Annotated in this window: 19 protein-coding genes; 15 read left to right on the forward strand and 4 right to left on the reverse strand. The window is 63.0% G+C overall.

Features of this window, described 5'->3' with window-relative positions:
- Positions 1-178 precede the first annotated feature (178 nt).
- The 10 genes from DNK06_RS03635 (at position 179) to DNK06_RS03680 (ending at position 15,985) form a co-directional block, all read left to right on the forward strand.
- On the forward strand, positions 179-1,351 hold the full coding sequence (locus DNK06_RS03635; RefSeq protein ID WP_242674780.1) for a cation:dicarboxylate symporter family transporter: 1,173 nt from the start codon (positions 179-181) through the stop codon (positions 1,349-1,351).
- Between the two features lie 178 nt (positions 1,352-1,529).
- The gene (locus DNK06_RS03640; protein WP_131178683.1) at positions 1,530-2,471 is read left to right on the forward strand and encodes an AEC family transporter; all 942 of its coding nucleotides are present in this window, start codon (positions 1,530-1,532) and stop codon (positions 2,469-2,471) included.
- 549 nt (positions 2,472-3,020) lie between these two features.
- Positions 3,021-3,785, forward strand: coding sequence for a YfaP family protein (locus tag DNK06_RS03645; protein ID WP_131178957.1), 765 nt, complete (start codon positions 3,021-3,023; stop codon positions 3,783-3,785).
- A 165-nt stretch (positions 3,786-3,950) separates the two neighbouring features.
- Complete coding sequence (locus tag DNK06_RS03650; RefSeq protein WP_131178684.1) at positions 3,951-5,594, forward strand: DUF2138 domain-containing protein; 1,644 nt, start codon at positions 3,951-3,953, stop codon at positions 5,592-5,594.
- Positions 5,579-6,241, forward strand: a complete 663-nt coding sequence (locus tag DNK06_RS03655) for a DUF1175 domain-containing protein (protein WP_131178685.1) — start codon at positions 5,579-5,581, stop codon at positions 6,239-6,241. The genes DNK06_RS03650 and DNK06_RS03655 overlap by 16 nt, the downstream gene beginning before the upstream one ends.
- Positions 6,238-10,767 carry an alpha-2-macroglobulin family protein gene (locus DNK06_RS03660; protein WP_131178686.1) on the forward strand — a complete coding sequence of 1,510 codons (4,530 nt, stop codon included), beginning with the start codon at positions 6,238-6,240 and terminating at the stop codon, positions 10,765-10,767. The genes DNK06_RS03655 and DNK06_RS03660 overlap by 4 nt, the downstream gene beginning before the upstream one ends.
- A gap of 181 nt (positions 10,768-10,948) precedes the next feature.
- Entirely contained in the window at positions 10,949-12,592 is a 1,644-nt protein-coding gene (locus DNK06_RS03665) for a DUF2300 domain-containing protein (RefSeq protein ID WP_423228044.1), read from the forward strand.
- A gap of 4 nt (positions 12,593-12,596) precedes the next feature.
- Positions 12,597-13,391: a YfaP family protein gene (locus tag DNK06_RS03670; RefSeq protein WP_423228043.1), complete on the forward strand. Its 795-nt coding sequence runs from the start codon at positions 12,597-12,599 to the stop codon at positions 13,389-13,391.
- 510 nt (positions 13,392-13,901) lie between these two features.
- Positions 13,902-15,035, forward strand: coding sequence for an HPP family protein (locus tag DNK06_RS03675; protein ID WP_131178689.1), 1,134 nt, complete (start codon positions 13,902-13,904; stop codon positions 15,033-15,035).
- Positions 15,036-15,124: 89 nt separating this feature from the next.
- On the forward strand, positions 15,125-15,985 hold the full coding sequence (locus DNK06_RS03680; RefSeq protein ID WP_131178690.1) for a LysR family transcriptional regulator: 861 nt from the start codon (positions 15,125-15,127) through the stop codon (positions 15,983-15,985).
- Between the two features lie 124 nt (positions 15,986-16,109).
- On the opposite strand, the gene DNK06_RS03685 is transcribed toward DNK06_RS03680, so the two are convergent.
- The 4 genes from DNK06_RS03685 to gatC form a co-directional block, all read right to left on the reverse strand.
- Positions 16,110-16,484, reverse strand: coding sequence for a septal ring lytic transglycosylase RlpA family protein (locus tag DNK06_RS03685; protein WP_131178691.1), 375 nt, complete (start codon positions 16,482-16,484; stop codon positions 16,110-16,112).
- 365 nt (positions 16,485-16,849) lie between these two features.
- On the reverse strand, positions 16,850-18,298 hold the full coding sequence (gene gatB / locus DNK06_RS03690; RefSeq protein ID WP_131178692.1) for an Asp-tRNA(Asn)/Glu-tRNA(Gln) amidotransferase subunit GatB: 1,449 nt from the start codon (positions 18,296-18,298) through the stop codon (positions 16,850-16,852).
- Between the two features lie 110 nt (positions 18,299-18,408).
- Positions 18,409-19,860, reverse strand: coding sequence for an Asp-tRNA(Asn)/Glu-tRNA(Gln) amidotransferase subunit GatA (gene gatA, locus DNK06_RS03695; protein ID WP_131178693.1), 1,452 nt, complete (start codon positions 19,858-19,860; stop codon positions 18,409-18,411).
- A 15-nt stretch (positions 19,861-19,875) separates the two neighbouring features.
- A complete protein-coding gene (gene gatC, locus DNK06_RS03700; protein WP_131178694.1) occupies positions 19,876-20,163 on the reverse strand; it encodes an Asp-tRNA(Asn)/Glu-tRNA(Gln) amidotransferase subunit GatC in 288 nt (95 codons plus the stop codon).
- Positions 20,164-20,492: 329 nt separating this feature from the next.
- On the opposite strand from gatC, the gene mreB reads away from it, so the two are divergent.
- The 5 genes from mreB to rng all read left to right on the forward strand — a co-directional run bounded on the left by mreB (position 20,493) and on the right by rng (position 25,251).
- Entirely contained in the window at positions 20,493-21,530 is a 1,038-nt protein-coding gene (gene mreB, locus DNK06_RS03705; protein ID WP_042554791.1) for a rod shape-determining protein MreB, read from the forward strand.
- Between the two features lie 36 nt (positions 21,531-21,566).
- Positions 21,567-22,595, forward strand: coding sequence for a rod shape-determining protein MreC (mreC, locus tag DNK06_RS03710; protein WP_242674618.1), 1,029 nt, complete (start codon positions 21,567-21,569; stop codon positions 22,593-22,595).
- On the forward strand, positions 22,592-23,080 hold the full coding sequence (gene mreD / locus DNK06_RS03715; RefSeq protein ID WP_131178695.1) for a rod shape-determining protein MreD: 489 nt from the start codon (positions 22,592-22,594) through the stop codon (positions 23,078-23,080). The genes mreC and mreD overlap by 4 nt, the downstream gene beginning before the upstream one ends.
- A gap of 35 nt (positions 23,081-23,115) precedes the next feature.
- Positions 23,116-23,697 carry a Maf family protein gene (locus DNK06_RS03720; RefSeq protein WP_131178696.1) on the forward strand — a complete coding sequence of 194 codons (582 nt, stop codon included), beginning with the start codon at positions 23,116-23,118 and terminating at the stop codon, positions 23,695-23,697.
- A gap of 96 nt (positions 23,698-23,793) precedes the next feature.
- Positions 23,794-25,251 (forward strand): ribonuclease G, encoded by a 1,458-nt coding sequence (gene rng / locus DNK06_RS03725; RefSeq protein ID WP_131178697.1) that lies wholly within the window; start codon positions 23,794-23,796, stop codon positions 25,249-25,251.
- Positions 25,252-25,258: the final 7 nt, after the last annotated feature.

Genomic DNA, 25,258 nt, shown 5'->3' on the forward strand with positions numbered 1-25,258 from the left:
CAGAGTTCACCTCGGGCAGTTGATCGGGCCAGTGTGCGATGGCGACACACCATATCGAATCAATTCGCGCTGGGATAGGATAGGGCAACATGCACGGTGCTCGAACCGTACGCGAATAATAAGAAACCAAGCTCCGATGATTCTCCGTCTTGCCCGTTCCCGCTTAGCCCAACTCGTGATGGCCGTTTTATTTGGCGGCTTCCTGGGCGTCTGGCGGCCATCGCTGGCTACCCAGATGAAGCCACTCAGCGACCTGTTCATTGCCAGCGTGGGCCTGGTCACGCCTGTGGTCATATTCGTGCTGATCTGTTCGAGCGTCGCGCGCATGCGTGCTGATGGCACCACCCTGCGCCTTGGTTTCAAGGCGCTCGCCTATTGGCAACTGATGTCATTGCTGTCGTTGGCCTGTGGGTTGTCCGTGGCGTCTCTGTTGCAGCCGGGTGTGAGCACCATGGTCACCGCCGAGTTCTCCCCGGCAGGGATGGCGCCGATCGACATTCATTTCTTTGCGCAGATTCCGGCATTGCTGCTGGCCGCATTTGCCCAGAGCATCATTCTCAAGGTTCTGCTCGCCGCGTTCCTGGCGGGCTTGTTGTTGGGGCGGGCCGGTGAGCGCGGGATGGCGTTGCGGCAGACACTCGATGCCGCGGTCGGCATGGTTTTCCGGATCATGCACGTTATTGTCTTCTTCGCTCCTCTGGCGGCGTTCGGCGCCATTGCCTTCGCCATCGGCAAGCATGGTGCAGGTGCGGCCATTCCGCTGCTCAAGTTTGTCGCAGTGGCCTATGTCGCCTGTCTGCTGTTCATCGTGCTGGTCATGACACTGATGGTCAGGCTTGCAGGTGTAAGCCTTCTGCGCCTGATCGTCCATATCAGGGAGGAGTTGCTACTGGTGGCGTCAACGGGGTCATCCGTGGCGGCACTGCCCCGCTTGATCGACAAGCTGGAAGCGGCCGGTTGCGACAGTCAACTGGTGCGCCTGATCCTCACCGCGGGCTACAACTTCAACCTCAATGGTTCCAACCTGTATCTGGGCGTCGCCGTTCTGTTCCTCGCACAATTGGTGCACATTGACCTGAGCGCCCCGCAATTGCTCACGTTGCTGCTGGTCAGTATGTTCACCTCCATGGGCTCGACCAGCGTGGCCGGTTCGGCATTCATCACGCTGACCGCCACGCTGAGCGTGGTGCAGATAGTGCCACTGGAGGCAATCGGTATTCTCGTCGGGGTAGAGCGGCTGATGAAGTGTCGCTCGCTGACCAATGTGTTGGGCAACTGCGTCGCTTGCCTGGTGCTCGCCCGCTGGCAGGGCGCTCAGGATCGCGCGAGATTGATGCAGGTGCTGGGCTGAGCCAGCGGTGCATTTGCCCGGAAGCAGGTGATGAATCGCGATGCAGTCGGTGGCGGCCTGCATGGCCCGTGCTTTGCTATCATTCCTGGCAACTTCATACTGTTTCTGCACTTTTCTGGCCGGGCACTCGACTACGTTCGATTCCCATTCGGTTATGTCTCTCGCTCCCGGGACTTCCATGCTCGCTGTGCTTCAGCAAACCCTCGGCATCACTGCTCCGGTCTTTTCCATGCTGTTTCTCGGCGTGCTGCTCAAACGGCTGCGCTGGATCGACAATGCGTTCATCGATACCGCCTCGTCTCTGGTATTTCGCGGCACCATGCCGACCTTGCTGTTTCTCAGCATCATCGGCGCGGATCTCAATGCGGCGCTGCAGCCCACGTTGATCGGCTACTTCGTGTTCGCCACCCTGGTCAGCTTCGTCGCCGCCTGGGGCTGGGCCATCTGGCGCTGTCCGATGGCCGATCGCGGTATCTACACTCAGGGCGCCTTCCGCGGTAACAACGGTATCGTCGGCCTGGCGCTGGCCACCAGCATGTATGGTGAATACGGGCTGTCGGTGGGCGCGGTGCTCGGTGGCGTGGTGATCCTCTGCTACAACGTGCTGTCGGCCATCGTTCTGGCGATCTACAGCCCGAACATGAAGTCCGATCCCTGGACACTGTGCAAAAGTATCTTCACCAACCCGCTGATCATCGGCGTGCTCTCCGCCATTCCGTTCGCCTATTGGCAGATTCCGCTACCACACTGGATGATGGTTTCCGGCGAATACTTCGCGCAGATGACCCTGCCGCTGGCGCTGATCTGCATCGGCGGCACCCTGTCGCTGACCTCGTTGCGTGAAAGCAGCGGAACGGCGATTGGTTCGAGCATGATGAAAATGGTCTGGCTGCCGCTGTTCTCGACCTTGGGTGCCTGGGCGTTCGGCTTCCGCGGCGCGGATCTGGCGATCCTCTTCCTGTACTTCGCCAGCCCCACGGCCGCCGCCAGTTTCGTCATGGCCCGGGCGGTGAATGGCAACTATCAACTGGCGGCCGCGATCATCGTCATCACCACCCTGGCAGCGGTGGTTACCACCAACGTCGGGCTGTTGCTGCTGCAATGGGCGCAGTGGATCTAGTAATCGCAGGGGCTCAGATAGTCGAAGAGGGCCGCTTTGTGGCGGAAGCAGACTGTCGGTGACCCGCGTTGAACCATGGATCACGGCCTTCGGCCCCGGATTACGCCTGCGGCTAATCCAGGCTACATTCGTGCCATGGTTCCCTGTAGGTTGGATTAGCGAAGCGTAATCCGACATTTGGCCGGCACATCCGATACAAATTTCGACCGTCCGCTAACGCCTTCCATTGGTCGCTCGCCACTGTGACCCAGTACTGATTCGTAACTGCCACGATTGTCAGTTCCGGGGTAACTCGCTAGCATCCTCGGCTAGCGTGTAACTTCATATGACGCTGCCGAGGTAGCCTCGTCGGCATGTGATCGTCCATGAAGGCGCCTCGTCGCCTGCGATGAGCCTACGATGTGAAGTGCGGATGCCAGGCTGTCAGGCCTGAGCCAGCACAAGGAGTGCAGAGCAGTGGTTCGTCCCTTTCCGCGCCGCGGAACGTTTCGGCTCGCCCAGGCCCGCGCCTGTCTGGCGCGTCGCGTGCTGCTTCTGTGCGTTTTCCTGATGCCTGCCATGACCTGGGCCGAACCTTCGGTTTCCCTGCAGGGCCCTAGCGGCGGCTGGCGTTATCACGGCCTCAATGATGGCGCCGATCAGCCCCGCGTCGCTTACCCGACTCCGCCTATCGATCGTGGCGCCCAGCGTGGGCGCAGCATGATCGAGGGCACCCTGCAGAACATTGGCCAACTGCGCCCGCCTCATCGGCTGGTGGTCAATGGCAATCCACTGCCGCTGTACACCGACGAGCAGGGCCGCTTCGCCCGGCCCTATGCCTTTGGCGCCGGCTCCAACAGCGTCGAGCTGGTCGCTGGCGAGGGGCAGTCGCTCAAACGCATTCAATTCTATGAAGCCAACGACCTGCGCACCCCGGCGCGCATGCGCATCGTGCTGGGCTGGGATGACCCCAAGGCCGAACTCGACCTGCACGTGGTCACCCCGGATGGTCAGCACGCCTTCTGGAGTCGGCCGGTGCTCACCAACGGCGGCGGTCTGGATGTCGACAGCGTCGACGGCCCAGGCCCGGAAATGTTCACCATGACCGCGCCGCTGCAGGGCACCTATCTGATCTACGTGAATTACTGGGGCAACCTGGGCAGCGGTGGTTACAACTTCGAGGCTGGCAGCAACCAGAACGAAATCATCACCGCGCAGATCAACCTGATCTTCAACGAGAACACCGTCAACGAGAAGCGCGAGACGTTCCTGGTGCCGCTACGCGCCATCGGCGAGCTGCTTTTCGTCAAATCTTTCAATTTTGCAGGCCGTTGAAAAAAACGTGATCGAGGCAGCCAGCGCAAGGCAGAAACAGCCGAAAAAGCGGAGTGTACGAGTAGTACATGAGCATTTTGAGGCTGTTTTTAACGCCGCGATGGCAACGCAGATAGTTTTTCAACAGCCTGATATCCCGATGCTCGGATGAATAGGGACTTTTTTATGAACCGGATTATTGTCGCCCACTTGCAGCGCTTCTCCACACTGGCGTTGACCGTGCTGCTTGCCGCCTGCGGCCAGGACTCGCGCGAGCTGGGTGAGCGCAGCGCCCTGGGCCTGGATCTGCAGCGCCCCGACGCGTTGATCGAGAGCGCGTCGCTCAGCCGCCTGCCCAAGGATCTGCTGGCGGTGCCGCTGCTGCGCGATACCCTCACCGAAGACTTCGTCTTCTACTACGAACACAACGCCGACCGCCTCGGGCTGGTCGGCAGCCTGCGGCGGATCATCTACGAGCGCGACCTGAAACTGCGTGACAACCTGCTCGACGAGTTGCTCGACCAGCCCGCCGACGTCGCCCTGTGGAAGGGCGCCGATGGCAAGCTCAAGCATTTCCTGATGGTCATGCAGCGTGGCGGCCTGGCCAAGGTACTGGAGCCGCTGGCCCATATCGCCCTGGACGACAGCCAGCTGCGCCAGGCAGGTGAGCTGCGGGTCGATGGCGGCAGCGTGCCGCTGTATCGCCTCAACTATCTGGGCGACCGTGCGTTGCTGCTGGCCAGCCATGGCGACAAGCTGCTGGTGCTGTCTTCGCCCGGCATGTTGCTCGGCGAGGACGACAGGCTTGGCCGCGAAGCCGTGGAATCGGTGGAGTCGTTGCTCGACGGCGACAACCCGTTTCCCAAACGCTTCGGCCTCAAGGCCCGCGGGCAGGAGCAGCAGCGTATTTCCCTCAGCGGCGAGTATGTCGCGCTCGGTTACCAGCGCTTCTTCCCGGCCTTCGCCGGGCTGCGTTTCGAGAAGGGCGAGGGTGGCTGGAGCAGTTTCCTGGCCCTGAACGAGGTCGACGACCAACCGCGTCTGGATTTCACGCCAATCTGGAAAGCCATGCCGATGGGTGCCAGCGCCTGTGTGGCGGTTCCTGTGGCGCCGGGCAGTGCCGAGCGCCTGCTGGCGCGTGTCGGCGCCAGCGAGGCGGTCAGCGAAGACCTGGAGAAACGCCTGGGTAGCACGGCCGGGCTTTGCTGGTACGCCGACTCGCGCCTGCATTCGCCGTTGCTGGTCACCCACCTCGACGAAGCCGTCACCCCGGAACTCGATCAGGCCATCGGCGGGCTGTTCGACGGCATGATCGGCGCGTTCGAAGCCAATGCGGAAAACGGCCGCTTCCCGGTCGAAAGCCAGAGCAGCGCCGATGGCCATACCTGGCGCCGCGAGGTGGGTTCCAACTTTGGTCAGTACCCGGCCGCGCAGAGCGCTGAGCCCGATGCTTTCGCTTCCCGCAGCTTCTTCCGCGTGAGCCTGGCGCGCCAGGGGCAGACGCTGCTGTTCTCCCTGGATGACAGGCTGGTGGACAAGGCCCTCGATACCCTCGGCAAGCGCTTCCCGCCACTCGCCGAAGTGCTGCCGGCCGATGGTCTGGTGCCCGGCTATCTGGCACCCGAAGGCCTGTCGCGCCTGCTCGAACAGGAAACCCTGGACAGCCTGCCGGCCAACTACGAGCCGGTATTTCGCAACGCCGCCGACATTCATTTGCTGCCCAAGCTGCGAGCCATGGGCGGTTATGGCCAGTTCGCGCTGACGCTGCCGGCCAACACCGAAGCCACAGACGATTGGCAGTGGGTTCCACTCGAATGGCGCGCGCTTTGATCATTTTCGCTCCCGGCCTGCGTCTCCTGCTCGCCGCTTCACTGATGGCGCTCAGCCTTGGCGTGCGCGCCGAGTCGGCGCCCGCGCTGAACCCCGAGCAGTCGCAGATATTCCGTGCCTGGTTCGTGCGTATCGCCCAGGAGCAGCTTCGCCAGGGCCCGAGCCCGCGCTGGCACCAGCAGGATTGTGTCGGCCTGGTGCGCTTCGCCGCCAACGAGGCGCTCAAGGTGCATGACGCCAAGTGGCTGCACGCCAATGGCCTGTCCAATCGCTACCTGCCGCCAGAGCTGGAGCTGGACGACGCCCAGCGTCGCCTGGCGCAGAACTGGCAGCAGGGCGGCGGCCAGGTCGGCCCTTACGTCAATGCGATCAAGCTGATCCAGTTCAACAGCCAGTTGCTCGGTCGCGATCTGAACCAGGCACGCCCCGGCGACCTGATGTTCTTCGATCAGGGCGACGATCAGCACCTGATGATCTGGATGGGCCGCGACATCGTTTACCACACCGGTACCACCACTCCCACGGATAACGGCATGCGTGCCGTCAGCCTGCAACAACTCATGACATGGAAGGACACCCGATGGATACCCGACGACGCCAACCCCAACTTTATCGGCATCTATCGGCTGAATTTCCTCGCGCGATGAGCCGCCTCTTCGCTGTCGCGTTGCTGGCTCTGTTGCCCCTGGCTGGCCAGGCGGAGGACGAGGTACCGGCAAGCAACTACACGCCGCTGTCTGGCGAGTCGTTCTTCCTGCTCGCCGACAGCAGCTTCGCGGCCGACGAAGTGGCCACAGTGCGCCTCGAGGCGCCAGGCCGTGATTACCGGCGCTACCGCATGGAAGGCTACGGCGGGGTGGACATGCGCCTGTACCGCATCGAGCAGCCCCTTGAGTTCCTCAAGCGCCAGAAGAACCTGCACCGCGTGGTCGCCGAGGGCCAGTTCAAGGGCGAAGGGCTGTCCAACACCCTGTCGTACCTGTGGGACAACTGGTACCGCAAATCGCGGCGGGTGATGCAGCGCGCCTTCTCCTACGAGTCGCGCAAGCAGGTCACCGAGGAAGCGCCGGAACTGAAGATGGGCAGCGCCATCGCCGAGCCGACCGAATTCACGCCGCAGGTGCAGTTCGCGCCGATGAAGGGCCTGCCGCTGGTGGCCGAGTTCCGCTATCCGCTGTGGGAAGCCAAACCTATCGAGCCGCCGCAAGGTGTCGATCTGTCCGGCTCGTCGAGCAACTTCATCAGCGTCGCCTCGGGTAACGTCTACATCCCGCTGGGCAAGCTGGAGCCAGGCCTGTACCTGGCCGAGGCGATCATCGGCAAGTACCGCGCCACCACCGTGGTATTCGTTTCCAACACCGTGGCGGTGAGCAAGATCGCCGGTGGCGAACTCCTCGTATGGACGGCCGACAAGCATCAGGGCACGCCGGTGGCCGACGCGCGCTTGCTGTGGAGCGATGGCCTGGGCGTGATGAGCAGCGGCAAGACCGATGCGCAAGGCCTGCTGCGCCTCGGCCACACCAGCCCCGAGCGCTCCTACGTGATTGGCGAGGATGCCCAGGGCGGCGTGTTCGTCTCCGAGAATTTCTACTACGACAGCGAAATCTACGACACCAAGCTGTACGCCTTCACCGACCGACCGCTGTACCGCCCCGGCGACTGGGTCGAGGTGAAGATCGTCGGCCGCGAGTTCAAGAACGCCCGCGACTCGGTGGCCGCCGGCACTGCGCCGATCAGCCTCAGCGTGCTGGATGCCAACGGCACCGTGCTGCAGACCCAGAAACTCGATTTCGACAGCGCCAGTGGCGGTCAGGGGCGCTTCCAGCTGCCGGAGAACGCCGTGGCCGGTGGCTACGAACTGCGTTTCGCCTATCGCGACCAGCTGTACAGCAGCGCCTTCCGCGTCGCCGAGTACATCAAGCCGCATTTCGAGGTCTCGATGGATCTGGACAAGCCGGACTTCCGCACCGGTGAGCCGGTCAAGGGCGCCCTGGTGCTGCTCTACCCGGACGGCAAGCCCGTGGTGCACGCCCAGGTGCAACTGAGCCTGCGCGCCCAGCAGTTGTCGATGATCGACAACGAACTGCAGTACCTCGGCCAGTTCCCGGTGGAGCTGAGCAGCACCGAGGTGATCACCGATGACAAGGGCCGCGCGGAACTCGACCTGCCGGCTGCCGACAAACCCAGCCGCTATCTGCTCAGCGTGTTCGCCAGCGACGGTGCCGCCTACCGGGTCAAGACCAGCAAGGAAATCCTTATCGAGCGCGGCGCTGCCCGCTATCGCCTGAGCGCGCCGCAGCGCTTCAGTTCGGCCGGTCAGGCGGTGAGTTTCAGCTACCGCGGCGAGGGTGACAGCGAGCGGCGCCCGGCCCGCTACGACTGGGTGCGTCTGGAAGACCAGAGCACCGGCAACGGCGAGCTGGCGGCGGATGCCACGGGCTTCGAGCTGAGTTTCGAGCGCCCCGGCACCTACAGCATCACCCTCAAGGACAGCAGCGGCCTGATCCTCGGCGCCACCGGTCATTCGGTCAGCGGCGAGGGTGTCAAATCGGTCGCCGGCACCATCGAGATCGTGCTCGACAAGGCCGAGTACCTGGCCGGCGACGAAGCCCTGGCACTGATCACCTTCCCGGAGCCGGTCAGCGATGCGCTGCTGACCCTGGAACGCGACAAGGTCGAGGCCACCGCGCTGCTCTCCAGGGGCGGCGACTGGCTCAAGCTCGAGCGTCTGTCCGATACCCAGTACCGCGCAAGGATTGCGGTAGGCAATGATTTCTCGCCGAACATCACCTTCTCTGCGCTCTATACCCGTGGTGGCGATTACAGCTTCCAGAACGCAGGCATCAAGGTCGCCACACCGCAGATCGATATCGCCATCAAGACCGACAAGGAGGTGGTGCAGCCCGGTGACATGGTCACCGTCGAGCTGAGCACCCAGTTCGCCGGCAAGCCGGTACCCACGCGCCTGACGGTCAGCGTGGTGGATGAGATGATCTACGCTCTGCAGCCGGAAATCGCACCGGGTATCGATCAGTTCTTCTACCACCCACGGCGCAACAACGTGCGCACCAGTGCCAGCCTGTCGTTCATCAGTTACGACCTGGCCTTGCCGGGTACGCCGAACGCGCCGGGCCGTGCCAACCGCAGCGAGCGTGGCGTCAAGGTGCTGGAGCGGCCGCGCCGCGAAGAGGTCGACACCGCTTCCTGGCAGCCGGATCTGGTCACCGATGCCGACGGCAAGGCGCGTTTCAGCTTCCGCATGCCCGACTCGCTGACCCGCTGGCGCATCACCGCCCGTGCGGTGAGCGCCGATGGTCAGGTGGGTCAGAAGCGTCAGTTCGTGCGCTCGGAGAAGCCGCTGTACCTGAAGTGGAGCGGCCCGAGTCGCTTCCGGGTCGGCGACAAGCCGGCACTCGGCCTGTTCGCCTTCAACCAGGGTGAGGAGGGCGCCAAGGCCGAACTGCTGATCCGCCATGGCGAGCAGGAGCAGCGCCGCGAGGTGGTACTGGCCAAGGGCATCAACTACCTGCCCGTTGAAGAAGCCGCGATCGCTGCCGGCGATTTCAGCGCCGAGCTGCACCAGGGCGACAAGCTGGCCGATGCCCTGGCCGTGAACCTGCGGCTGGTCGCACCGGGCTGGCAGCAGGTACATAGCACGCGCCTCTCGGCTTTCCCGGGCAGCACGCCGCTGCAGTTGCCTGCCGATGCCAGCCAGGTGCGCGTGCGTCTGGATGACAGTGGCGCTGGCCTGTTCGGCGCAGCGCTGGATGATCTGCTCGCCTATCCCTATGGCGGTGTCGAGCAGACCGCCAGCCGCCTGCTGCCACTGAGCCTGGCCTACCCGACCCTGGCGGCGGGTGAGCCGCGGATCAGGGATCGCCTGCGTCTGGTCATGCAGAACAGTCGTCTGCGTCTGGTGCAGATGGCGGGGCCGGAAGCGACCTTCACCTGGTGGGGCGGCGATGCCGATGGCGATGCCTTCCTCACCGCCTACGCCTATTACGCCGACTGGCACGCCAGCCGTGCGTTGGCGATCCAGTTGCCGCCAGAGCACTGGCAGCGTCTGCTGGAACTCTATGCCAAGCGCGCCCAGGACACGCCATTGTTGCAACGCGCGCTGATCATCGCGTTCTCCCGTGACATGGGCCTGCCGGTGAAAACCCTGCTCGAAGGCCTGGTGTATGACCTGGCCGCTGCAGGGGAAGGCCAGGAAGAGACACTCGGAGAAGGTGCCAGCCTGGTGATGGCGGCGCCGGATTCCGCGCTCGGCCTGGCAATCGCCCGTGAGCTGGGCGTCCAGCTGGCGCAGCAGGCTGGCGTACCAGTGGCGGACGAGCTGCTGGCCCAGCTTGAGGTTGCCCGTGAACGCCTCGAGGTCAGCGACTCGCCATTCGTCGACGCCGTGGCCCTGTACCTGAATGGCCCGGATCGACAGGAGGCCCAGCGTCTGCTCGCCGCCATGGCGCCAGCCCAGCCCGGTCTGGAGCGTGCCCTGGCACTGACCTGGCTGCAGCCGTCGCTGGATCTGCGTGATACGCAACCTGCGCTGGCGCCGCAAGGCGACTGGCAGGCCATCGAAGGCCCGAGCGGTGAGACCTACTGGCAGTGGAGCGGCGCACAGCCGCCCCAGGCCCTGGTGCTGGCTGGCGACCTGGATCAGCCGAGCGAAGTGCGCATCGACTACCAGAGCGCCCAGGCTGCGCCCAGTGCGGTACCGGTGACCATCAAGCGGCGCTTGCTGGAACTGGTCGAGAGCGATGAAGCCTTCGTATTCAGTGCCCATGAAGTGGGCAGGGACGATATTTCCAGCGCCAGTCTGTATCTGGACGAAATCACCCTGACCAGCGATTCGGAGCAGGCCCTGCGCTACGGCATGCTGGAAGTACCGCTACCGCCGGGTGCCGATGTGGAACGTACCACCTGGGGCATTCAGGTCAGCGGTCTGGCTGGGGAAGAGGCCTCGGCACTGGAGAAGGCGCGCAACGAGCCGGGCGAGCTGAGCTACGCGGTACCGGTGGACAGCCTGCAGGGCGAGCTGGTGTTGCGACACCTGGTGCGCTTCTCGCAGAAGGGCGAGTTCGTAATGCCGCCCGCTCGCTATCTGCGCCTGTACGCGCCTGGCGAGCAGGCGCTGGAAGCCGAGCCGGCCCTGCGGAAGGTGACCGTTGACTAACAGGCTGTTGAAAAACTATCTGCGTTGCCATCGCGGCGTTAAAAATAGGCTCAAAATGCTCATGTACTACTCGTACAGTCGAGCGCGACCCCGGTCGCTTTTTCGCCTGTTTTTGCGGGGCCGCCATCGGTATTGCGCTGGCTGCCTCGCTCACGTTTTTCAACGGCCTGCTAAGCGCTTCATCTTCGCTTCGCTGGCGCTGCTGTCCGCTTTCTCGGGGCTGGCAACGGCAGCCGAGGCGCCGCTGTCGCTGGCCTGGAAGACTGCCGACGGTAGCGAACTGCTGCGCCTGGATCGGCAGCGGGTGATTGGCCGCGAGCTATTGCCCGACACACTGCAGGCCCCACTGGGCAGTCTGTGGAAGCTGTTCGTCTATGCCTATCTGGTGGACAACAAACAGCCGGACGCCGGCTATCAGTGTCGCGGCCAGAACAAGGATGAGGTGTACTGCTGCGATCCGGGCGAGCGTATCGAACGTGATCGCGCCCTGGTGCAGTCCTGCGGTCTGTACTTCGAGCAGAGCAATCTGCAGTTGGATAACAGCGATTGGTCGCATTACTGGCAGGCTCGTCAGGCACCGCTATGGATCGCCGACCGTCAGCAACTGGCGCCGCAGACCCCTGTGCCGGTTCATCAACTGCTCGACCAGCTCGCTCACCTGCCTGCGCAGCAGGAAGCGCGCAAGGTCTTGCTGGACGTGACCCTGAACAGCGCCGAGGGCATGGCGGCGAGTGCCCTCGGTGGCCGCCTGCGGGTGAAGACCTGGAGCTGGCTGGCTGATGGCGATCCCCAGGCGCGCCAGGGTGGTTTCGCTGGCTGGCTGGTCGATGGCACGCCGCTGTGGGCTGGTGGTTCGGGCACCAGCATGATGGTGCTCAAACAGCATGCCGAGATGCTCGGTGAGGTGTTGCCGACGCCTTGGCCGAGCGATGCCGGTCGTTGCGTGGAAGTGCGTTTGTTCGCTCGCTACCCGGTACGCCAGTTGCGCCGTGCAGGCAGTGAGAAACCGGTGGAGCCGGGGGCTCTGAACGGCCAGTACGAGGTCGAGTTCAGCAATGGCAATCGTCTGCCTATCGAAAGTAGCGGCGAGCTCTTTCTGGAGCGAGTGGGCGAGGGGCTGCAGCTCACGGCACATCTGCCGCGTGAGGACTATGTCGCCCGCGTGCTGGATCGCGAAGCCTCGGCGCAACCGGCTGAAGCAGCCAAGGCGCTGGCGGTGAGCATCCGCACCTACCTGCTGCAGAACGCCGGGCGTCGGGGCGAATGCCTGACCATCGACGACAGCAGCGTCAACCAGCGGGTGGCACCGCGTCCGGCCAGCCAGGGGGCACGGGATATCGCCGCGTGGACGGCCGATCTGGTACTGGCCGGTACAGCTGTCACTTATCACAGCAACCAGCCCGGCTCCGATCGTCTGGCCTGGTCGCAAGCGGTCGAGCAGGCGGGTACCGGTCTGCGTTACGACGCCATCCTGGCGCGTGCCTTCCCGCGCGCCACGCTGAGCCGCTGGGACAAACCCGTGGCTGCCTGTCAGCCGCTGCCTGCGGCCGAGCAGTGGCTGCGCAAGCAACGCCGCGACTGGCGCCAGCGCCTGGATGCCGAGCCCGGCTACGAGGAAATCCAGCAGTTCGCCGTGTGCCAGTTGGCGTCCGGCCGGCCCTATGTGGATCGCGAGCGCCAGCGCATTTACGTGCGCGGCTTCTTTTCCCTGCAGGATCGCCTCGACCTGACCCACGAATACCTGCACCTGGCGTTTGCCGCCCACCCCAATGGACAGGACGAGACCTATGTCGAAGGTCTCGCCCGCACCCTGTTACTGGAATGACAGCATGACTCCGATGATCCCCCTGCTTGCCTCTCTGGCCCTGCTGCCGTTGTCGGCGCTGGCCGATGTGCAACTCGACACACCACGCAGCGGCTGGCGTGAGGGTGGCGCCGACGGCGCGCGCTTCATGCAGCAGGTCAATTACCCGGCCTCGTCGGTCAACAGCGCCGCCAATCAGGCCGAGACCGCACGGATCAAGGGCGCGATCAGCACGCTGGAGAAGGGCGGCAAGGCGCCGGGTCGGCTGGTGGTCAACGGTGTCAGCATGCCGCTGAAGATCGCCGAGGACGGCAGCTTCGACCGGCCCTTCGTGTTCTCCGCGGGCAGCAACAACGTCGAGGTGCGCAGCCCGGATGGCGGGCAGCGCCGCCGCGTGCAGTTCTACAACAGTGGCGGCGGCGAAACCCCGGCGCGCCTGCGTGTGGTGCTGTCATGGGACAGCGACAATACCGATCTCGACCTGCACCTGGTGACACCCGATGGCGGCCACGTCTGGTACGGCGGCCGCTCCCTGGCCAACGGCGCCGCCCTGGATGTCGACGTGACCACCGGCTACGGCCCGGAAATGATCGCCACCCCGACACCGCTCAAGGGCCAGTATCTGGTTTACGTCAATTACTACGGCGGCGGTTACAGCTATAACGAGGATGGCGAGAGCTCCGCTCAGCAGATTCTCACCACCGGGCAGATCACGGTGATCAGCGAGGAGGGTACGGTCGACGAAAAGCAGGAAAGCTTCCTTGTACCGATGCGCACTCCGGGCGAGCTGACGCTGGTGAAAAGCTTCAGCTACCCCTGAGAACCTGTTCATGATCTTTCGACGAACCCCCATATGCAATGACAGCAAAGTGGCGTAAGCGGACGGTCGTAGGATGGGTGAAACCCATCGGAAATTGATGGGTTTCACCCATCCTACGGGCTGTAGAACGTAGCCTGGATTAGCCGCAGGCGTAATCCGGGGCCGAAGGCCGTGATCCATGGTTCAACGCGGGTCACCGACCGGCTGCTCCCGCCTTATTGCCGTCGATCCATAGGGGTACGGGTTCCCAGGTACACAAAGATCATGAACAGGCTCTGAGGCTTGAAACTGCTCCTTTAATATCAAAAAAACCTTATATATCCTTCATTATTATTCGTTTGATGAAGTTGTCGTCGTTCGTCACACTCCATTTGTCCGAATCGGTTTCTCTGCTGAGGCGGACGCAAACAGACGATTACATTATCCACGGATGGATACTCCTGTCGGCCGCCATTGGCGGTACCCAGCGAGCCTTTCGTTTGAAAGGCTCGCTTCTTTTTGACGATATCGATGAAGTCCCCAGCGTATTTTTCCCAATGGCTGTCTGCCTTCCTGCCTGACGCCCTGCATACCCGTCCCCGTGAATGGAGCCGTGCCGCGCTCGGCGCGGCCATGGGCTTTCTGTTCAGTACCTGGGTGTGCAGCCAACTGTTCGGCCTGCACATGGCAGTGCATTTTTCCGGCCCCCTGGCGGCTTCGGCCGTGTTGCTGTTCGCCGTCTCCTCGGGCGCGCTGGCGCAGCCATGGTCGATTCTCGGCAGTTATCTGTGTGCCTGCGCGGTCGCGCTGACGGTCAGTCATTTTATCGACCACAGCCTGGCGGGCGCCGCCTTGGCGCTTGGCCTGAGCCTGCTGCTGATGTGCCCGTTGCGCTGCCTGCATCCGCCGGGTGGCGCCATCGCCTTCTGCATGGTGTTCGCCACACCGCTGCCGGGTGACCCCTTCTGGCAACCGGCACTGGCGGCCATGACCGCCGGTGTTGCACTGATGGCCTGCGCCCTGCTCTACAACAACCTGACGCGGGTGCCTTATCCACGTCCGCATCCGGGCTCGATCACCCTGCACCACACTCATGATCCACGGCCCAGTGAACGAACCGGGATCAATACCGATGACCTCGATCACGCGCTGGACGAACTGGGCTCCTTCGTCGATATCACTCGTGAGGATCTTGAGCTGATCGTGCACAGTACCGAGAAGCACGCCCTGCGCCGCAGCATGGGTGATATTCGCGCTGGGCAGATGATGTCCCGCGATCTGGTCTACGCCACACCCGAAACTTCCGTTGCCAAGGGCCTGTACCTGCTCACTCATCATCAGCTCAAGGCGTTGCCGATTCTCGACAGGGACAAGCAACTGGTCGGCATCGTCAGTCTGGTGGATCTGGTCAACGCCGTACGTTCCAACAGCTTCAACCTGCGCGCGATGCTCGGTCTGGAAAAGAAGCAGATACTTGGCGAGTTGATGAGTTCGCCCGTGCAGTCGGTGGAGGTCGATGCCCATGTCGTCGACCTGATCGCGCTGCTCTCGGACGAGGGCCTGCATTGCTTGCCGGTTCTGGATAACGGTGCTCTGGTCGGAGTGATCACCCAGACCGATCTGGTGGCGGCGCTGCATCGCGATCTGCTCACACGTCTCAACTGAAACATCGAATGATCGGCCTGACACCCTTACACTGGGCGCCGGATCAGTCTTGAGGAGTTGCCAGCACCCATGACGCTGGCCCAGTGACGATGGATATCGACCTTACCCGCACCTTTCTGGAAATCGTCCGCAGTGGCAGCTTCATCGCCGCCGCCGAACGCATGCACGTCACCCAGACGGCCATTACCGCACGTATCCAGAAGCTCGAAAGCCACCTCGGCAGCACGCTGTTCGTGCGTAACCGTGCGGGCGCGCGACTGACGGCCGATGGCGAGGCCTTCGTCACTTATGCCAACCAGATCCAGCAGACCTGGGAGGCCGCGCAGCGCGACCTGCCATTGCCGGATGGTTATCACAACGTCATCCACATTGGCGGCGAAGTCAGCCTGTGCAACCCGCTGATGCTGCACTGGGTGAGTGCGATTCGCCAATCCATCGACGGCTACGCGGTGCGCGCGCAGATCGGTGATGGCGCCGGCCTGCTGCGCCAGCTGGAGCTCGGCGTGCTGGATGCAGCGCTGGTTTACCAGCCCACCTATTGGGCGGGCATGCAGGTCGAGCAGATCCTCGAAGAGAAGCTGATCCTGGTGAAGGCGGCGAACCCGGAACCCTACGTTTACATCGACTGGGGCGACAGCTTCCGAGCACAACACGACCGCGCCTTGCCGGACAAGGCCAGGGCGCCGGTGTCCTTCAATCTCGGGCCGCTGGCCCTGCAATACATCCTCGAACATGGCGGTTCGGGGTATTTCAGGACGCGAGTGGTGCAGAGCTATCTGGACAGCAAGGTGCTCAAGCGCGTGGCCAAGGCGCCTGAGTTCAGCTATCCAACCTATCTGGTCTATTCCCGCGAGCGCGATTCGGCGGCCCTGCAGCAGAGCTTCGCGCTGCTGCGCGAGATCGCCGCTCAGGATGCCGACTGGTCGCAGCGCTGGGATCCGGCGATCTGAGCGGATTCTGTGATATCTGTGGGAGCCGCGACCTCGCGGCGAATATCTCTGGCAGCGCTGATATCACGGAACGATCACTATCATTTCGCGCCGGGGCGACGCTCCTACGCACTAGTGGCTGTTCTCACTTCAGGTTTTCGATTCTGACTGACACCACGCCGGAGCGAATCATGTCCAGCGCTTCGGCGGCCTTGTGCGAAACATCGATGATGCGCCCGCGAGTGAAGGGGCCGCGGTCGTTGATGCGCACCACCACGCTACGGTTGTTGTTCAGGTTGGTGACCTTGACCCGCGTGCCGAAGGGCAGGGTACGGTGCGCTGCGGTCAGGTCGTTCTGGTTGAAGCGTTCGCCGCTGGCGGTCTTGTTGCCATGGTGTGCCTTGCCGTAATACGAAGCCTTGCCTTCGGCCCGATAATCGCCGGGTACGCCGCCAAAGGGCAGGCCATTACAGCCAGCGAGCAGGCTGAACAGGATCAGCAGAACCGATAATCGACGCATTACTTCTCTCTCTTGGAACCTGTTCGCGACCTGCTACGCGCTGCCTGCAGATGTTTCATTACGGCCATGAAAAGGCGGTAGCGGCCGTTCGTAGGGTGGACGACGCTTCACCTGCGCGGCCCGACCCGTCCACCGCTCCGCAATCGCAATGGTGGATGAAAAAAGCGTCATCCACCCTACGCGAAGCCCGTAGGATGGGTGAAACCCATCAATTGTCGATGGGTTGCACCTGCGCCGCCCGACCCATGCTACGACCGTCCGCTTACGCCTTGTCGCGCCTCACCGACCGGTTCCTGGCATGGGCTCATGAGCAGGCCTTCTGCCAGACACAAAAACGCCGGGAATCCCCGGCGTTTTCAAATCGCTCAGCCTTCGAGCTTTTTCTTCAGCAGTTCGTTCACTTGCCCCGGATTGGCCTTGCCTTTGGAGGCTTTCATGGCCTGGCCGACGAAGAAGCCGAACATCTTGCCGCGCTTGGCTTCGTCGCTGGCGCGGTACTGTTCGACCTGCTCGGCGTTGGCCACCAGCACGTCGTCGAGCATTTTCTCGATGGCACCGGAGTCGGTGACCTGCTTGAGGCCTTTCTTGTCGATGACTTCGTCAGCCGTCGCGCCTTCGCCGGCAGCCAGGGCTTCGAAGACCATCTTGGCGATCTTGCCGCTGATGGTGTTGTCCTTGATGCGCAGGATCATACCGCCCAACTGCTCGGCGGAAACCGGCGACTGGTCGATCGCAAGGTTTCCGGCGTTGAGCAGGCTGGATAGTTCGCCCATCACCCAGTTGGCGGACAGCTTGGCATCGCCGCAGGTCTTCTCGACCACCTCGAAATAGTCGGCCAGTTCACGGCTCGCCGAGAGTACGCTGGCGTCGTAGGTGGACAGGCCGAACTGGCTCTCGAAGCGTTCGCGCTTCTGCGGCGGCAGCTCAGGCAACTGGCCGCGCAATTCGTCGAGGAAGCTCTGCTCGATCACTACCGGCAGCAGATCGGGGCAGGGGAAGTAGCGGTAGTCGTTGGCTTCTTCCTTGCTGCGCATGGAACGGGTCTGATCCTTGTTCGGGTCGTACAGGCGGGTTTCCTGCACCACCTTGCCGCCGTCTTCGATCAGCTCGATCTGGCGCTGCACTTCATGGTTGATGGCTTTCTCGATGAAGCGGAACGAGTTGACGTTCTTGATCTCTGCACGGGTGCCGAACTCGGCCTGGCCCTTGGGACGCACCGAGACGTTGCAGTCGCAGCGCAGCGAGCCTTCGGCCATGTTGCCGTCGCAGATGCCGAGATAACGCACCAGTGCGTGGATCGCCTTGACGTAGGCCACCGCCTCCTTGGCGGAGCGGATATCCGGCTCGGAGACGATTTCCAGCAGCGGTGTGCCCGCACGGTTCAGGTCGATGCCGCTCATGCCCTGGAAGTCTTCGTGCAGGCTCTTGCCGGCGTCTTCTTCCAGGTGCGCGCGGGTGATGCCGATACGCTTGACGGTGCCGTCTTCCAGGGTGATGTCGAGGAAGCCCTTGCCAACGATGGGGTGATCCATCTGGCTGGTCTGGTAGCCCTTCGGCAAGTCCGGGTAGAAGTAGTTCTTGCGGGCGAAGACGTTGCGCTCGGCGATCTCGGCATCGATGGCCAGGCCGAACTGGCAGGCCATGCGCACCGCTTGTTCATTGAGCACCGGCAGGGTGCCGGGCATGCCGAGGTCGACCAGGCTGGCCTGAGTGTTGGGCTCGGCGCCGAAGGTGGTGGCGCTGGCCGAGAAAATCTTCGATTGGGTGCTGAGCTGAGCGTGGATCTCGAGCCCGATTACCGTTTCCCATTGCATCTGTAGTGTTCCTCGATCCTGTATGGCGTGCTGCCTTTGCCCTCACTCGGCGCTTCGCGCCACCCTCTCCCGAAGGGAGAGGGGGATGGGCTGCATGGCTACGCCATGACTTAGAAGCTTTTGGGTGCTTGTTTATGCCAATCGCTGACCTGCTGGTACTGGTGTGCGACGTTCAGCAGGCGGCCTTCCTGGAAGTAATTGCCGAGCAACTGCACGCCGACCGGCAGGCCGTCGACGAAGCCCGCAGGCATCGACAGACCCGGGATACCGGCGAGGTTGGCGGTGATGGTGTAGATGTCTTCCAGGTAGGCCGAGACCGGATCCGCGTTCTTCTCGCCAAGCTTCCAGGCCAGGTTCGGCGTGGTTGGGCCGAGAATCACGTCTACATCCTTGAAGGCCGCGACGAAGTCGTTCTTGATCAGGCGGCGGATCTTCTGCGCCTTGAGGTAGTAGGCGTCGTAGTAGCCGGCGGACAGCGCGTAGGTGCCGACCATGATGCGGCGTTTGACCTCGGCGCCGAAGCCTTCCTCACGGGAGCGCTTGTACAGATCCTGCAGATCCTTGGGATTCTCGCAGCGATAACCGAAGCGCACGCCGTCGAAGCGCGACAGGTTGGAGCTGGCTTCGGCCGGTGCGATCACGTAATAGGCCGGAATCGCGTGCTGCAGGTTTGGCAGGCTGATGTCCTTGACGGTGGCGCCGAGCTTCTTAAGTTCCTCGACCACGGCGATGATTTTCTCGCCGATGCGGGCGTCGAGACCCGCGCCGAAGTATTCCTTCGGCAGACCGATACGCAGGCCGGCCAGGGGTTGGGCGAGGGCTGCGAGGTAGTTGTCCACCGGCTGATCGACGCTGGTCGAATCCTTGGAATCGAAACCGGCAATGGCGCCGAGCAGCAGGGCGCAGTCTTCGGCGGTGCGCGCCAGCGGGCCGCCCTGATCGAGGCTGGAAGCATAGGCGATCATGCCCCAGCGCGAGACACGGCCGTAGGTCGGCTTGATGCCGGTGAGATTGGTCAGTGCCGCCGGCTGGCGGATCGAGCCGCCGGTGTCGGTGCCGGTGGCAGCCGGTAGCAGGCGTGCGGCAACGGCTGCGGCCGAGCCGCCCGAGGAGCCACCAGGCACGCGGGTCAGATCCCAGGGGTTCTTGACCGGGCCGTAGTGGCTGGATTCGTTGGCCGAGCCCATGGCGAACTCGTCCATATTCAGCTTGCCCAGGCTGACGGTGCCGGCGCTGGCCAGCTTCTCGACCACGGTGGCGTCATAGGGCGCCTTGAAGCCGGTGAGGATCTTCGAGCCGCAACTGGTCAGCACTCCCTGGGTGCAGAACAGATCCTTGTGGGCGATCGGCGCGCCGAGCAAGGCATTGTTTTCGCCAGCAGAGCGGCGGGCATCGGCAGCCTTGGCCTGTTCGAGGGCGAGGTCGGCGGTGACGGTGATGAAGCTGTTGAGCTGTGGATCGAGCTGCTCGATGCGAGTCAGCAGGGTCTGGGTCAGCTCGGCGGAGGAGAATTGCTTGTCGGCGAGTGCGCGGGCGATCTCGGCCAGGGTCAATTGATGCATGGCGTGGCGCTTTCCTTACTCGATGACTTTGGGAACCAGGTACAGACCGCTTTCCACCGCCGGAGCGATAGCCTGGTAGGCTTCGCGCTGGTTCACTTCGGTGACCACGTCTGCACGCAGGCGCTGGGTGGTTTCCAGCGGATGCGCCAGTGGCTCGATGCCGTCGGTGTCGACCGCTTGCATGCGGTCGATCAGGCCGAGGATGCTGTTGAGGGTTGCGGTAGTATGTGGCAGTTCGCCTTCACTCAAGCCCAGTCGGGCCAAGTGTGCGATCTTTTCCACCTCGGAGCGTTCAAGCGCCATCGGGTTCTCCCTAGAAAGGCTGGCCGCTATCGGGCCGCCAGTGAAAATATGAGCAGGTGCCGTGCACGGAGGGCAGGGAACGGATGTGTCTGGCCCGCGGTCAAAGGCGGCGCTGTATGGCTCGGGGCATATGCTGGTCGCGCATGACAGTTTCTGTCACTGTCACCACCATTGTACGAATATGCCTCAAAGCCGCGGAAAAACAGGCAATCTAACATATTGGTGCCTTGCTCAAAATCCCTGCCGTTGTTAGAGTTTGCCGCACTTTTTTACCTGCGTGTTTTCTTGCGCTGTATCTTTACCCACGCGTTGCCTAGGGTCCCTATCCCATGTTCAAAAAACTGCGTGGCATGTTTTCCAGCGATCTCTCGATTGACCTGGGCACTGCCAATACCCTTATTTATGTTCGCGAGCGCGGCATCGTCCTGAACGAGCCGTCGGTCGTCGCCATCCGTACCCATGGCAATCAGAAAAGTGTTGTAGCCGTCGGCACCGACGCCAAGCGCATGCTCGGTCGGACGCCAGGCAATATCGCCGCCATCCGCCCGATGAAGGATGGCGTGATCGCCGACTTCAGCGTCTGTGAAAAGATGCTGCAGTACTTCATCAACAAGGTTCACGAAAACAGCTTCCTGCAGCCGTCGCCGCGTGTGCTGATCTGCGTACCGTGCAAATCGACCCAGGTCGAGCGTCGCGCGATTCGTGAATCCGCACTGGGCGCTGGTGCCCGTGAGGTGTTCCTGATCGAAGAGCCGATGGCCGCCGCCATCGGTGCCGGCCTGCCGGTCGAGGAAGCCCGCGGTTCGATGGTCGTCGATATCGGTGGCGGTACCACTGAAATCGCACTGATCTCCCTGAACGGTGTGGTTTACGCCGAATCCGTACGGGTTGGTGGCGATCGTTTCGACGAAGCCATCATCACCTACGTGCGCCGCAACTACGGCAGCCTGATCGGCGAGTCCACGGCCGAGCGCATCAAGCAGGAAATCGGTACCGCCTACCCGGGTGGCGAGCTGCGTGAAGTCGACGTCCGTGGCCGTAACCTGGCCGAAGGCGTGCCGCGCAGCTTCACCCTCAACTCCAATGAGGTGCTCGAGGCTCTGCAGGAATCCCTGGCGACCATCGTTCAGGCGGTCAAGAGCGCCCTGGAGCAATCGCCTCCGGAGCTGGCTTCGGATATCGCCGAGCGCGGCCTTGTGCTGACCGGTGGCGGCGCGCTGCTGCGTGACCTGGACAAGCTGTTGTCCCAGGAAACCGGCCTGCCGGTGATCGTTGCCGAAGACCCGCTGACCTGCGTCGCCCGTGGCGGCGGCAAGGCGCTGGAAATGATGGATCGCCACACCATGGATCTGTTGTCCACCGAATAAGCCGCACGCCTTCCGCTGCAGCAGCCTGGATGCCGCATGCAGCTCCGGGCAGGCTGCCGCGAGGTAAATGCCATAAAGCCGCTATTCGCCAAAGGTCCTTCGCTCGGTGTACGCCTGTTGGTGTTCGCCGTGCTGTCGGCTGTGCTGATGGTCGTCGACGCGCGCATGACCGCCTTGCAGTCGGTGCGCAGCCAGCTCGGCCTGATCGTCGAGCCGGTGTACTGGCTTGGCCGCTTCCCGGTAACCCTGTGGGAAAGCGCGACCCAGGAATTCAGCTCACGCAGTGAGCTGGCGGCCGAGAACGAGAAGCTCAAGGCCGAGCAGTTGATGATGCAGCGCCGCCTGCAGAAGCTGGCTGCGCTGACCGAGCAGAACGTGCGTCTGCGCGAGCTGCTCAACTCTTCTGCATTGGTCGACGATGAGGTGCTGGCCACCGAACTGATCGGCATAGACCCCAACCCCTTCACTCACCGCATTCTCATCGACAAGGGCGAGAAGGACGGTGTGGTGCTCGGTCAGCCGGTGCTCGATGCTCGCGGTCTGATGGGTCAGGTGGTCGAGGTGATGCCTTACACTTCGCGTGTACTGCTGCTCACCGATACCACCCACAGCATTCCGGTACAGGTCAACCGCAATGGCCTGCGCGCCATCGCCAGCGGCACGGGTAATCCGGAACGCCTGGAGCTGCGCCATGTTGCCGACACCGCCGACATCAAGGAAGGCGATCTGCTGGTCAGCTCCGGACTGGGGCAGCGCTTCCCGGCGGGTTATCCAGTGGCCACGGTGACTGAAGTGGTGCATGACTCCGGTCAGCCCTTCGCCATCGTGCGCGCCGTACCGACCGCCAATCTCAATCGCACCCGTTACATGCTGCTGGTGTTCACCGACCCGCGAACGCCGGAGCAGCGCGCCACCGAGTCGGCCGAGGCGCAGGAAGAAGTCGATCGCCAGGCTCTCGAGCAGCCCGGTGGCGAAACACCTGATGCCGATACACCACCTGCTGACGCGCCTGTAACGGATAATCCGGCCACGGCTCCCGCCGGTGGTGAGGAGGCCAGCCAATGATCGCCGTTCGTTCGAACAATGTCTGGGTCATATGGGTCAGCATGGCACTGGCGCTGCTGCTCAGTGTTTCCACCCTGCCGCGCTTCATGGAAATCGGTCGCCCGCTGTGGCTGGCGCTGTTTCTCACCTACTGGGTGCTGGCAGTGCCGCATCGCGTCGGGATGACCACTGCCTGGTGCGTCGGCCTCCTGGCGGATGTGCTCAACGGCACCTTGCTGGGGCAGAACGCGCTGATCCTCACGCTGATCACCTTTCTGGTGCTGAGCCTGCATCAGCGCCTGCGCATGTTCCCCATGTGGCAGCAGAGCATGGTGTTGCTGGTGGTGTTCGGCGTCGCGCAACTGGTGCAATTGTGGCTCAACGCGCTGACCGGCAGCCGTCCGCCAACCATGGCGTTCGTGCTTCCTGCGCTGGTCAGTGCCTTGCTCTGGCCGTGGATCTGTACGTTGCTGCGTGCTGTGCATCGTCGCCTGGGTGTCAACTGAAACCGCGCTGCGGCGCCTGATTGCGAGACGTCTGCATGCCAACGCTTTACCTGGCCTCCGCTTCGCCGCGCCGCAGTGAACTGCTGACGCAGATAGGCGTTCCCTTCATCACCCGGATCGTGCCCATCGACGAAACGCCGCAGGCCGGCGAAGCTCCGGCTGCCTACGTCGAGCGTTTGGCGCGGGCCAAGGCCGAGGCTGTGCTGAACACCCAGCCTGAGCGCGATGGTGTGGTGGTGCTCGGCTCCGACACCGCCGTGGTGCTCGATGGCCGCATCCTCGGCAAACCCGTCGACCGTGCCGACGCCTTGGCCACGCTCGGCGCGCTGTCCGGGCGCGAGCATCAGGTGCTGACCGCCGTCGCTCTGGCCAGCGAAGAGCGGATCGCCACGCGGGTGGTGACCAGTACGGTGCGCTTCAAGACGCTCAGCCAGACACAGATCGAAGCGTATTGGGATACCGGCGAGGCGCGCGACAAGGCAGGCAGTTATGGTATTCAGGGTTTGGCGGCGGTCTTCGTCAGCCAGATGCAGGGCAGTTATTCAGCGGTAGTCGGCCTGCCGTTGTGCGAGACTGCCGAGCTGCTCGCGGAATTCGCGATTCCGTGCTGGCAATGACTGCCAGCGCATAACCCAGAGGTTGCAGGCCGCGATGGGCCGGGCTCGACTGAGCCTGCCGCTGCTTTCAGCTTCATCTCAAGCAGAGATGGGCGCATGAGTGAAGAGATTCTGATCAACATCACGCCGATGGAATCGCGCGTGGCGGTGGTGGAAAACGGTGTTTTGCAGGAGGTACACGTCGAGCGCACCCAGCGCCGCGGCATCGTCGGCAACATCTACAAAGGCAAAGTGGTGCGCGTGCTGCCTGGCATGCAGGCGGCTTTCGTCGATATCGGCCTGGAGCGGGCGGCGTTCATTCATGCGTCGGAAATCTCCAGTCGTGAAGGCAGCGCGGTGGAAACCATCAGCGCGCTGGTGCATGAAGGCCAGAGCCTGACGGTGCAGGTCACCAAGGATCCCATCGGCAGCAAGGGCGCGCGCCTGACCACTCAGCTGTCGATCCCCTCGCGCTACCTGGTGTACATGCCGCGCACCAGCCATGTCGGCATTTCCCTGAAGATCGAAGACGAAGGCGAGCGCGAGCGCCTCAAGCAGGTGGTGGCCGATTGCGTCGCCGCCGAAGGCATCGAGGAAGCCGGTGGCTTCATCCTGCGTACCGCCGCCGAGGGCGCGCGGGCCGACGAGATTCTGGTCGATATCCGTTACCTGCGCCGCTTGTGGGATCAGATCGGCGAACAGATGAAGACCGCGCCCACGCCGTCGGTGATCTACGAAGACCTCAGCCTGGCCCTGCGCACCCTGCGCGATCTGGTTGGCCCGCGCAGCGAGAAGATCCGCGTCGACTCGCGGGAGACCTTCCAGAAGATCACCCAGTTCGTCGCCGAACTGATGCCGGAAATCGCCGACCGCCTCGAACATTACCCCGGCGAGCGGCCGATCTTCGATCTGCACGGCATCGAGGATGAAATCCAGAAGGCCCTGGAGCGCAAGGTGCCGCTCAAGTCCGGTGGTTACCTGATCATCGACCCGGCCGAGGCGATGAGCACCATCGACGTCAATACCGGCGCCTTCGTCGGTCATCGCACGCTCGAAGAAACCATCTTCAAGACCAACCTCGAGGCGGCCACCGCCATCGCCCGGCAACTGCGCCTGCGTAACCTCGGCGGGATCATCATCATCGATTTCATCGACATGGAAGACGAAGAGCATCAGCGCCAGGTGCTGCGTACCCTGGAAAAGCAGCTGGAGCGCGATCACGCCAAGACCAACATCATCGGCATCACCGAGCTCGGCCTGGTGCAGATGACCCGCAAACGCACCCGCGAAAGCCTCGAACAAGTGCTGTGCGAGCCGTGCAGCCACTGCCAGGGCCGTGGCAAGCTGAAGACTGCGGAAACCACCTGCTACGAGATCTTCCGCGAGATACTCCGCGAGGCCCGCGCCTATCAGCCCGAAGGCTACCGCGTGTTGGCCAACCAGAAGGTGGTCGACCGCCTGCTCGACGAAGAGTCGGGCAATGTCGCCGATCTCGAAGCATTCATTGGGCGAACCATCAAGTTCCAGGTCGAAACCATGTACTCCCAGGAACAATACGATGTGGTGCTGCTATAACGAGACC

It is taken from the genome of Phytopseudomonas daroniae (assembly GCF_004327285.1).
Classification (GTDB): Bacteria; Pseudomonadota; Gammaproteobacteria; order Pseudomonadales; family Pseudomonadaceae; genus Aquipseudomonas; species Aquipseudomonas daroniae.